This window comes from Bacillus sp. DU-106 (genome assembly GCF_004799705.1).
Classification (GTDB): domain Bacteria; phylum Bacillota; class Bacilli; order Bacillales; family Bacillaceae_G; genus Bacillus_A; species Bacillus_A cereus.
The window spans coordinates 4,152,679-4,164,325 of record NZ_CP026607.1 but is presented as its reverse complement, the minus strand read 5'-3'; the positions used below and the strand labels follow the sequence as shown (position 1 = coordinate 4,164,325).

Here is an 11,647-nt window from a genome sequence, read left to right as displayed (position 1 = left end):
AATATTTTGTTATTTTCCAAAGTATTGATTTTACTGCAATTTGAATGCGTTTTCATTATTGGTAAGACCACTTTTAAAAGTTGGCACGGTATTTGCTTTATAAATAGACGAGGGACGACGGAAAGGGTTGATTACAAAATATGAAGTTAGAATACTTAATTGATCAAGCAGCAGGGCAGCCTAAAAAAACTGTAGCTGTAGCAGTAGCTGAAGATCATGAAGTAATTGAAGCTGTAGCGAAAGCAATTAAATTACAGTTAGCTCAATTTCGTCTATATGGAAATCAAGAAAAAATAATGGGGATGCTACAAGAACATGGTTTACAAACTTCAGAACATGTTGAAGTGATTGCAGCAATGTCTAGTGCAGAGGCTGCAGAACTTTCTGTTAAAGCTGTGAGAAATGGTGAAGCAGACGTGCTTATGAAGGGGAACATCCCAACAGCGAATATTTTGAAGGCTGTGTTAAACAAAGAGTGGGGCCTACGTAAAGGTAGCGTACTTTCACATGTAGCAGCATTTGAAGTTCCAAATTACGATCGTCTTATTTTCGTTACAGATGCAGCGATGAACATCGCACCTGATGTAACACAAAAAGCTGCTATTATACAAAATACTGTAGAAGTTGCCCGGGCAATAGGAATCGACTTGCCAAAAGTGGCACCAATTGCAGCAGTAGAAGTTGTGAATCCAGCGATGCAGGCGACAATTGATGCAGCGATGTTAACACAAATGAATCGCCGCGGACAAATTAAAGATTGTATCGTTGATGGACCACTTGCTTTAGATAATGCAGTATCACAAATTGCAGCAGAGCATAAAGGCATAGTAAGTGATGTAGCAGGTAAGGCAGATATTTTACTCGTCCCAACGATTGAAGCTGGAAATGTGCTATATAAATCACTCGTATACTTTGCGGATGCAAAAGTAGGAGCAATGATTGCTGGCGCAAAAGCACCGATTGTTTTAACATCTCGTGCTGATTCAGCAGAAACAAAAGTATATTCATTAGCATTGGCAGTTGCGACTGCTTCAAAATAAACCAAAAAGGGTAAAACATTAGGGGGAAACGACAATGACATTAGAAATCTTCGAATACTTAGAAAAATATGATTATGAGCAAGTAGTATTTTGTCAAGATAAAGAATCTGGTTTAAAAGCAATTATTGCAATTCATGATACAACACTTGGACCGGCTCTTGGTGGAACAAGAATGTGGACATATGATTCTGAAGAAGCGGCGATTGAAGATGCATTGCGTCTTGCAAAAGGGATGACATACAAAAACGCAGCAGCTGGTTTAAACTTAGGTGGTGCGAAAACAGTAATTATCGGTGATCCTCGTAAAGATAAGAGCGAAGCAATGTTCCGTGCACTAGGACGTTATATCCAAGGACTAAACGGACGTTACATTACAGCTGAAGATGTTGGTACAACAGTAGATGATATGGATATTATCCATGAAGAAACTGACTTTGTAACAGGTATCTCACCATCATTCGGTTCTTCTGGTAACCCATCTCCGGTAACTGCATACGGTGTTTACCGTGGTATGAAAGCAGCTGCAAAAGAAGCTTTCGGTACTGACAATTTAGAAGGAAAAGTAATTGCTGTTCAAGGCGTTGGTAACGTAGCATATCACCTATGCAAACATTTACACGCTGAAGGAGCAAAATTAATCGTTACAGATATTAATAAAGAAGCTGTACAACGTGCTGTAGAAGAATTCGGTGCATCAGCAGTTGAACCAAATGAAATTTACGGTGTTGAATGCGATATTTACGCACCATGTGCACTAGGCGCAACAGTTAATGATGAAACTATTCCACAACTTAAAGCAAAAGTAATCGCAGGTTCTGCAAATAACCAATTAAAAGAAGATCGTCATGGTGACATCATTCATGAAATGGGTATTGTATACGCACCAGATTATGTAATTAATGCAGGTGGCGTAATTAACGTAGCAGACGAATTATATGGATACAATAGAGAACGTGCACTAAAACGTGTTGAGTCTATTTATGACACAATTGCAAAAGTAATCGAAATTTCAAAACGCGATGGCATAGCAACTTATGTAGCGGCAGATCGTCTAGCTGAAGAGCGCATTGCAAGCTTGAAGAATTCTCGTAGCACTTACTTACGCAACGGTCACGATATTATTAGCCGTCGCTAATCATTCATATATAACTTTTACAAAAGGTGTGGTTACCTCTTATGAGGTTTCCACTTCCTTTTGAATTTATTAGTGGAGGTAGCAACATTGTCTGTAAATCGAATTCTTGTTATTAACCCAGGTAGTACATCCACAAAAATTGGTGTTTTTGATAATGAAAGACCCGTTCTAGAAGAAACGATTCGTCATGACGTAGAACAGATTGGAAAATATAAGAGAATTATCGACCAATATGAGTTTCGAAAAGAAACGATTTTAGAAGTTCTACATTCTCATGGTATTAACATTTCAAAATTAAACGCTGTTTGTGGGCGTGGTGGATTACTTCGTCCAATCGAAGGCGGTACGTATACAGTAAACGATGCGATGTTAGAAGATTTGAAAAATGGCTTTAGCGGTCATCACGCTTCAAACCTTGGAGGCATTTTAGCATATGAAATTGCTTCTGGATTAAACATTCCTGCATTCATTGTAGATCCTGTCGTTGTAGATGAGATGGAGCCGGTTGCTCGTATAAGTGGCATTGCTGGTATGGAACGCAAAAGTATCTTCCATGCATTAAATCAAAAAGCAGTTGCTCGTAAAGTAGCTGAACAGTTAAATCACAAATACGAGGATTTAAATTTATTAGTTACACATATGGGTGGCGGTATTACAGTTGGTGCTCATAAAAAAGGAAGAGTAATCGATGTGAATAACGGTTTAAACGGAGAAGGACCATTTAGTCCAGAGCGCGCTGGTACAGTACCAGTAGGGCAACTAGTAGAAATGTGTTTCTCTGGTGAGTATTACCGTGATGAAATGATTAAAAAACTTGTCGGACAAGGTGGACTTGTAAGTTTAATCGGTACAAATGATGCGATTAAAGTAGAGCAAATGGTTGAAAAAGGTGATCCTGAAGCAACTCTTATTTATAAAGCAATGGCATATCAAGTTGCAAAAGAGATTGGCGGAGCTAGCGCTGTACTTCACGGGAAAATCGATGCAATCGTATTAACTGGTGGACTGGCATACAGTAAAATTCTTGTCGATGAAATAAAAGAGCGAGTGGACTGGATTGCAGATGTTATCGTACATCCAGGCGAAGATGAGTTAGAAGCGTTAGCAGAAGGAGCACTTCGTGTATTACGTGAAGAAGAAGCTCCAAAAGAATACGTTGTACGTGAAAAAGAAACGGTAGCTAGGGGTTGAGATAATGGCAAAAGAATATGATTTAGTCATCGTTGGCGGCGGTACTGGTGGATATGTTGCTGCAATTCGTGCATCACAACTAGGGTTAAAAACTGCACTAGTCGAAAAAGAAAATCTTGGTGGTACTTGTTTACACAAAGGATGTATTCCTAGTAAAGCTCTTTTACGTAGTGCGGAAGTATATGCAACTGCTAAAAAAAGCGAAGAGTTCGGAGTTATTGCAAGCAATGTAGAACTAAACTTTGCGAAAGTACAAGAGCGTAAAGAGAAGATAGTAACGCAGCTTCATAAAGGCGTTCAACATTTAATGAAACAAGGTAAAATTGATGTGTTTGAAGGTATTGGCCGTATTCTTGGCCCATCTATTTTCTCTCCGATGCCAGGGACAATTTCAGTTGAACTTGCAAGTGGAGAAGAGAATGAAATGTTAATTCCAAAAAATGTACTTATTGCAACAGGTTCTCGTCCAAATTCATTACCAGGTTTAGAATTAGACGGAGAGTACGTAATGTCTTCAGATCATGCTCTAAAAATGGAAACGCTTCCTAGTTCGATTATTATCGTTGGTGGCGGTGTAATCGGTATTGAGTGGGCATCTATGCTTGCTGACTTCGGTGTAGAAGTTACAGTATTAGAGTATGCGAAAACGATATTACCACTAGAAGATCAAGACGTTTCAAAAGAAATGCAACGTCTATTCAAGAAAAAAGGTATTAAAGTGGTAACTGGTGCAAAAGTATTACCAGAAACATTGGTAAAAGATAATGGAGTAACAATCCAAGCTGAACACAACGGTGAAAATAAAGAATTTAAAGCAGAAAAAATGCTTGTATCTGTAGGAAGACAAGCGAATACGCAAAATATTGGCTTAGAGAATACAGATATCGTTGTGGAAAAAGGATACATTCAAACAAATGAGTTTTATCAAACGAAAGAATCGCATATTTACGCAATTGGAGATGTAATCGGTGGCCTGCAACTCGCTCACGTTGCTTCTCACGAAGGAATTGCTGCAGTAGAACATATTGCAGGGAAAGAAGTTACACCAATCGATTACTCTATGGTATCAAAATGCGTATATAGCAGTCCGGAAGTTGCTTCTGTCGGTTTAACAGAACAAGAAGCGAAAGAAAAAGGCTATAAGTTAAAAGTAGGTAAGTTCTCATTCCGCGCAATCGGAAAAGCACTTGTATACGGAGAATCAGATGGTTTCGTAAAACTTGTAGTTGATGAAGAGACAAATGACATTCTTGGTGTTCATATGATTGGACCGCATGTAACAGATATGATTTCTGAAGCGGGTCTTGCAAGAGTACTTGATGCAACACCTTGGGAAGTAGCACATACAATTCATCCGCATCCATCATTATCTGAGGCGATTGGTGAAGCAGCACTTGCTGTAGATGGAAGAGCGTTACACGCATAAAAATGTGGATTTAGGAGGTTATGAAAAATGGCAGAAGTAAAAGAAAAGCGCCATGAAGAGCTTGGCTTAAGTGATGAGCAAGTATTAGAAATGTTCCGTACGATGTTACTTGCACGTAAAATCGACGAACGTATGTGGTTATTAAACCGTGCTGGTAAAATTCCATTCGTAATTTCTTGTCAAGGACAAGAGGCTGCACAAGTTGGAGCGGCGTTCGCTCTTGATAGAGAGAAAGATTATGCATTACCATACTACCGTGATATGGGTGTTGTACTAGCATTTGGTATGACAGCTAAAGAGCTTATGTTGTCTGCTTTCGCGAAAGCTGGAGATCCAAACTCTGGTGGTCGTCAAATGCCTGGTCACTTCGGTCAAAAGAAAAATCGTATTGTTACAGGTTCATCTCCAGTAACAACGCAAGTACCACATGCAGTTGGTATTGCATTAGCTGGAAAAATGGAGAAGAAAGATTTAGTAACGTTCGTTACATTTGGAGAAGGTTCTTCAAACCAAGGTGACTTCCATGAAGGGGCAAACTTTGCTGGTGTACACAAACTACCTGTTATTTTTATGTGTGAAAATAACAAATATGCAATCTCTATTCCAGTTGAAAAACAATTAGCATGTAAAAACGTATCAGATCGTGCGATTGGTTACGGTATGCCTGGATATACAATAGACGGAAACGATCCGCTTGCAGTATATAAAGCTGTAAAAGAAGCAGCAGATCGCGGTCGCCGTGGTGAAGGCCCAACTTTAATTGAAACAGTATCATATCGTTTAACAGCACATTCTAGTGACGATGATGATCGTGTTTATCGTGATAAAGAAGAAGTAGAAGAAGCAAAGAAAAAAGATTCAATTATAACATTCGCGGCTTATTTAAAAGAAGCTGGTGTATTAACTGAGGAATCGGAAAAACAAATGTTAGACGAAATTATGCATATCGTAAATGAAGCAACAGAATATGCAGAAAATGCTCCGTATGCAGCACCTGAAGATGCATTGAAGCACGTATACGCAGAATAGGGGGGAACGTTTCATGGCTGTAATGTCTTATATTGATGCTATTACATTAGCAATGCGCGAAGAAATGGAACGCGATGAGAAAGTATTCGTTTTAGGAGAAGATGTTGGTAAAAAAGGTGGCGTGTTTAAAGCGACACACGGTTTGTATGATCAATTTGGTGAAGATCGTGCGCTTGATGCACCGCTTGCAGAATCTGCAATTGCTGGGGTAGCAATTGGTGCGGCAATGTATGGTATGCGTCCAATCGCTGAAATGCAGTTTGCTGATTTCATCATGCCAGCAGTAAACCAAATTGTTTCTGAGGCAGCAAAAATTCGTTATCGTTCTAATAATGATTGGACTTGTCCAGTTACAATTCGTGCACCATTTGGCGGGGGTGTTCACGGTGCATTGTATCATTCACAATCTGTAGAAGCGATGTTTGCAAACCAACCAGGTTTAAAAATCGTTATCCCTTCTACACCATATGATGCAAAAGGCTTATTAAAAGCAGCCATTCGTGATGAAGATCCAGTATTATTCTTCGAACATAAACGTGCATATCGTTTAATTAAAGGTGAAGTGCCGGAGGATGACTACGTATTACCAATCGGAAAAGCAGATGTAAAACGTGAAGGTGATGATATTACAGTTATCACGTACGGATTATGTGTTCATTTTGCTCTTCAAGCGGCTGAAAAGTTAGCACAAGATGGCATCTCTGCACACATTCTTGATTTACGTACTGTATATCCATTAGATAAAGAAGCAATCATTGAAGCAGCTTCTAAAACAGGTAAAGTTCTTCTTGTAACAGAAGACAATAAAGAAGGAAGCATTATGAGTGAAGTGGCAGCAATTATTGCTGAAAACTGTCTATTTGATTTAGATGCGCCAATCGCACGTCTTGCAGGTCCAGACGTTCCAGCAATGCCATATGCACCAACAATGGAAAAATTCTTTATGGTAAATCCAGATAAAGTTGAAAAAGCAATGCGTGAACTTGCGGAATTTTAATCGGGGGGACTATACATGGCTGTAGAAAATATTACAATGCCTCAGCTCGGGGAGAGCGTTACAGAGGGCACAATTAGTAAATGGCTCGTTAATGTTGGCGATCACGTAAACAAGTATGATCCGCTTGCAGAAGTAATGACTGATAAAGTAAATGCTGAAGTACCATCTTCTTTCACGGGGATTGTAAAAGAGTTAATCGCTGGTGAAGGTGATACGTTAGCTGTAGGTGAAGTAGTTTGTGTGATTCAAGTAGAAGGCGCAGATGAAGTAGCAGCAACAGCTGTTGAAGAAAAAACGAAAGAAGAACCAAAGGCAGAAGTAGCTACGTCTGAAAAAGCACCGAAAGTAAAACAACCAACTGATGGAAAACCACGTTTTTCACCAGCTGTGTTAAAACTTGCGGGTGAGCATAACGTTGATTTAGATCTAGTAGAAGGTACGGGAGCAAACGGCCGTATCACTCGTAAAGATATTTTAAAGCTAGTGGAATCTGGAAATATTCCGCAAGCAGGTGCAGCGAAGAAAGAGGAAGCTGTAGCGGCAGTAGTAGAAGCTCGCCCAGAAGCACCAAAAGCAGCACCAGTAGCGCAAAAAGTAGAAGCTGCGAAACCAGTTTCTGTACCTACAATGCCTGGAGATATCGAAATTCCAGTAACAGGTGTGCGTAAAGCAATCGCAGCAAACATGTTACGTAGTAAACATGAAGCACCACATGCTTGGATGATGATTGAAGTAGATGTGACAAACCTTGTGTCATACCGTAACTCAATTAAAGGTGACTTTAAGAAGCGTGAAGGCTTTAACTTAACGTTCTTTGCTTTCTTCGTAAAAGCAGTAGCACAAGCGTTAAAAGAGTATCCTCAAATTAATTCAATGTGGGCTGGCGATAAAATTGTTCAGAAGAAAGATATTAACCTTTCTATCGCTGTTGCAACAGAGGAAGAACTATTTGTACCAGTAATTAAGCAAGCGGACGAGAAAACAATTAAAGGTATCGCTCGTGAAATTACAGAACTTGCAGGAAAAGTACGTACGAAATCGTTAAAAGCAGACGAAATGCAAGGTGGAACATTTACAATTAATAACACAGGATCATTCGGTTCTGTTCAATCTATGGGTATTATTAATTACCCACAAGCGGCTATTTTACAAGTTGAATCAATTGTAAAGCGCCCAGTAATTATGGATAATGGTATGTTCGGTGCTCGTGACATGGTTAACTTATGTTTATCACTTGATCACCGAGTACTTGATGGTTTAATTTGTGGTAAGTTCTTAGGGCGTGTTAAAGAAATTTTAGAAAACATGTCAGAAAATAATACATCTGTATATTAATAAAAAGCTCGCTTATGCGAGCTTTTTATTATCTTATTTCTTCATCTACATCCTACTATATGTATAAATATCTTTCCCAGTAATCTTACAATAAACGATTATGTATTAGGAATTTACGAAAATACATTGCTGATATATGGTATATGGATATAAAATAAGAAAAGAATAATTTTTTTGGCAAATCTTACTGATGAAACTGTAGTATAATATATTGTATTGTATGAAAAAGAGAGTTATTCTATATAAGTGTTTTATAGATAATGTGTAATCAGTCGTCAAAACATGAAGAATGTTGACTCCTGGTTTTTTATTTTTGCCGTAACAATGTTTCAGGAGGATGTCATGAAAAGAAGTACCGAGTTTCTAAAAAGTTTAGATGTAAAATTAATTTTAATTTTGTGTGCACTATGTGTGACGAGTATAGCTGCTATATATAGCAGTCAGCAAACGGGACAGTATGGAGCTGCAAACTTTGCTATGAAACAAGGTGTTAACTACATAATTGGGGTTGTATTGTTACTTCTTGTTGCAAGCATTGATTTAGATCAGTTACAAAAATTATCTTGGCCGCTTTATATTGCTGGGTTTGCTTCACTTATTCTTTTGAAAGTATTACCACCATCAGGTTTTACACCTGAAAAATTAGGTGCAAAAAGATGGTTTGTTTTCCCAGTATTTGGACAAATTCAGCCGTCTGAGTTTTTCAAAATTGCATTGCTACTTGTAGTAGCGAGTATAGCAGTAAAACATAATGCACAGTATATGGCAAGGACATTCCAAACAGATTTAAAGCTAGTAGGTAAAATTATGCTAGTGTCACTTCCACCTATGGCGGTTGTATATAGTCAACCTGATACAGGTATGGTGTTCTTATATGCTGCTGCTATTGCATGTATTTTATTTATGTCAGGTATTCAAAAGAAATTGATAGCATTATGTACAGTTATTCCGTTGACCATATTATCTGCTTTAATATTTATTTTCTTTAAGTATCAAGATTTTTTCTATAATAATTTAGTTACTTTACTAAAACCTCACCAACAGTCGCGTATTGTAGGTTGGTTAAATCCATTTGAAAATGCAGATCAAGGTTATCAAACGCAACAATCGATTTTAGCTGTAGGTAGTGGAGGAATGGAAGGTAAAGGGTTTGGGGGAGGAAGCGTCTATATCCCAGAGAAGCATACTGACTTTATTTTCGCTACAATTGCCGAAGAAGGTGGATTTATCGTAGCAGCCTTAGTTGTCTTCTTGTTCCTATTACTACTATATCGAACAATTATTATTGGTTATTCCGCTGATAATTTATTTGGTACATTATTATGCGCTGGATCGATCGGTATATTAACAGTTCAAATATTCCAAAACATCGGTATGATCGTTGGATTAATGCCTGTAAAAGGTATTGCATTACCTTTCTTATCGTATGGGGGAAGTTCCTTATTCTCGAATATGATTATGATGGGGCTCATACTATCGGTACGGAAAACGTATAAAAAATATATGTTTTCAGTTAAGTAAAAAAAGCTGGTTCGTTTTTAAACGAACCAGCTTTTTTACATATATGCTCATAAACGTTGCAAACTAAAACAGGTTAGCAGTTTGAGACGGGTAAGGAGTGCAAAGTGATGCATATGCATATTTTTGAAGGAGCACGGCATCTTTCTAGTAGTGAATGGGTTATTCGGGCTATTATAGCATACATATTTTTAATATTAGTTGCGAAAGCGATGGGACAAAGGTCTATCGCACAACTTCGTTTTTTAGATGTTGTATTAGTGTTATTGCTTGGTGGGAATATTTCTAACGCATTGTCTGATGAAAAAGTAGGGTTACTGGGCTCGATGATTACAACGTTCATACTCGTTGTACTTCATATTATAAGCTCAGTTTTAATGCTGAAATGGGATAGATGGAGACGTTTTTTAGAGCCAGCACCTATCATTCTTATACATAATGGTTCCATTGATTTTAGCAATTTGAAAAAGGCGAGAATTACCGTGGAATATTTGTTTTCGGAACTTCGTATGCGAAATGTGAGCGATATTCAAACGATTAAATTAGCATTATGGGAAGCAAACGGTGTCGTTTCTATATTTCGGTATCCAGAATATGAAGCAGTTTCGCGGCTTGATCTTAAAGTGGCGGGAAAAAAATCTCCAGTTTCTTTTGTATTAGTAAAGGATGGGAGGATACAGAAAGATGTTCTTGCATTATTAGGAAAAACAGAAGCTTGGGCGAGAGAATTTCTAGAGGAGAGTACAGAAGTGGAATCTATTATGTTAGCTACAGTAGATGAATCACATAAAATAAATATTTTGTTAAAAAAATGAAAAATATACGCATTTTGTCGTTTCGAACATATGATACAATAGTGTGGACAACGAAAAAGGAGGCGATACGGTGGGATATGTAGAAGAATTACGAAAAATAGTTGGTCATCGCCCTTTAATTTTAGTTGGTGCTGTTGTACTCATTATAAATGAAAATGGATATGTTTTATTGCAGCAGCGGACAGAGCCGTACGGAAAATGGGGGCTACCTGGCGGGCTAATGGAGCTTAGTGAATCACCAGAAGAAACAGCTTATCGTGAAGTATATGAAGAGACAGGAATAAAAGTGAAGAACTTGCGACTAATCAATGTATTTTCTGGAGCGAACTACTTTACAAAATTAGCAAACGGTGATGAATTTCAATCTGTAACAACCGCCTATTATACAGATGAATACGAAGGGGATTTTGTTATGAATAAAGAAGAAGCAGTTCAGCTTAAATTCTTTTCAGTAACAGAACTACCTGACTATATTGTAGGATCGCATAAAAAAATGATTGCTGAATATATGAAGATTATGGAAAAAAAGATATAATCATAGTGAAAGAAATACAAAAACACAGTTCTGGTTGGTAGTCCAGACGCATGATTTCATGTCAGTAACCTTCCCCTCCGGGATGTCCTGTATTTCTAATCTTTTAAAGGAGGGGCTGTCAATGGATTTGACAGTATATCACGATGGCCAATTTTTTGTTGGAATCATTACATGTAAAGAACAAGGGAAATTGTATGGGGCGAGGTATATTTTTGGGGCGGAACCGTCAGATGAAGAAGTGCTTATGTTTGTGAATGGTTCACTTTTAGAGCATTTTCAGCACTTTGCAAAATGTGGTGTAGAAGTTAAAGAAAAACAGCGTCCTAAAAACATAAAGCGTATCATACGACAAGCAGCAAAAGAAATAAGTATTAAACGTTTTACTAAGGCGCAAGAGGCGATTAGTTTATCTTATGAATTGCATAAACAAGAAAAGAAAGTGCAGTCTAAAGAGAAGCGAGAAGCTGAAAAAGAAAGAAGACGTTTAATGAAAGTACAAAAAGCAAAGCAAAAACATCGTGGTCATTAAAGAAAAGGTGTTAGAGCAGGAGCTCTAACACCTTTTCTATACTGAAATACAAGTAAACTTACTTGTATTTCATAAACATTAACTGGTAAGATACAAA

At 37.9% G+C, this 11,647-nt stretch carries 11 protein-coding genes; all 11 read left to right on the top strand.

The features are described 5' to 3' along the window. The first annotated feature begins 140 nt into the window (after nucleotides 1-140). The 11 genes from yqiS to C3Y97_RS21010 all read left to right on the top strand — a co-directional run bounded on the left by yqiS (nucleotide 141) and on the right by C3Y97_RS21010 (nucleotide 11,550). On the top strand, nucleotides 141-1,040 hold the full coding sequence (gene yqiS, locus C3Y97_RS21060) for a phosphate butyryltransferase (RefSeq protein ID WP_000764677.1): 900 nt from the start codon (nucleotides 141-143) through the stop codon (nucleotides 1,038-1,040). 34 nt (nucleotides 1,041-1,074) lie between these two features. Next, entirely contained in the window at nucleotides 1,075-2,175 is a 1,101-nt protein-coding gene (locus C3Y97_RS21055) for a leucine dehydrogenase (RefSeq protein WP_000171355.1), read from the top strand. A gap of 87 nt (nucleotides 2,176-2,262) precedes the next feature. Beyond that, on the top strand, nucleotides 2,263-3,366 hold the full coding sequence (buk, locus tag C3Y97_RS21050; RefSeq protein ID WP_000115781.1) for a butyrate kinase: 1,104 nt from the start codon (nucleotides 2,263-2,265) through the stop codon (nucleotides 3,364-3,366). Between the two features lie 4 nt (nucleotides 3,367-3,370). After that, nucleotides 3,371-4,792, top strand: coding sequence for a dihydrolipoyl dehydrogenase (gene lpdA / locus C3Y97_RS21045; RefSeq protein WP_001051289.1), 1,422 nt, complete (start codon nucleotides 3,371-3,373; stop codon nucleotides 4,790-4,792). Between the two features lie 27 nt (nucleotides 4,793-4,819). Continuing rightward, nucleotides 4,820-5,821, top strand: a complete 1,002-nt coding sequence (gene bfmBAA / locus C3Y97_RS21040) for a 3-methyl-2-oxobutanoate dehydrogenase subunit alpha (RefSeq protein ID WP_000852551.1) — start codon at nucleotides 4,820-4,822, stop codon at nucleotides 5,819-5,821. A 13-nt stretch (nucleotides 5,822-5,834) separates the two neighbouring features. Then, entirely contained in the window at nucleotides 5,835-6,818 is a 984-nt protein-coding gene (gene bfmBAB / locus C3Y97_RS21035) for a 3-methyl-2-oxobutanoate dehydrogenase subunit beta (RefSeq protein WP_000290071.1), read from the top strand. A 15-nt stretch (nucleotides 6,819-6,833) separates the two neighbouring features. Then, nucleotides 6,834-8,153 carry a dihydrolipoamide acetyltransferase family protein gene (locus C3Y97_RS21030; RefSeq protein ID WP_000257660.1) on the top strand — a complete coding sequence of 440 codons (1,320 nt, stop codon included), beginning with the start codon at nucleotides 6,834-6,836 and terminating at the stop codon, nucleotides 8,151-8,153. 342 nt (nucleotides 8,154-8,495) lie between these two features. Continuing rightward, entirely contained in the window at nucleotides 8,496-9,674 is a 1,179-nt protein-coding gene (locus C3Y97_RS21025) for an FtsW/RodA/SpoVE family cell cycle protein (RefSeq protein ID WP_000831181.1), read from the top strand. 107 nt (nucleotides 9,675-9,781) lie between these two features. Further along, nucleotides 9,782-10,486, top strand: a complete 705-nt coding sequence (locus tag C3Y97_RS21020; RefSeq protein WP_000550974.1) for a DUF421 domain-containing protein — start codon at nucleotides 9,782-9,784, stop codon at nucleotides 10,484-10,486. Between the two features lie 70 nt (nucleotides 10,487-10,556). After that, on the top strand, nucleotides 10,557-11,021 hold the full coding sequence (locus tag C3Y97_RS21015) for an NUDIX hydrolase (protein WP_000542536.1): 465 nt from the start codon (nucleotides 10,557-10,559) through the stop codon (nucleotides 11,019-11,021). Nucleotides 11,022-11,142: 121 nt separating this feature from the next. Continuing rightward, nucleotides 11,143-11,550 carry a YjdF family protein gene (locus tag C3Y97_RS21010; protein ID WP_098212657.1) on the top strand — a complete coding sequence of 136 codons (408 nt, stop codon included), beginning with the start codon at nucleotides 11,143-11,145 and terminating at the stop codon, nucleotides 11,548-11,550. Nucleotides 11,551-11,647: the final 97 nt, after the last annotated feature.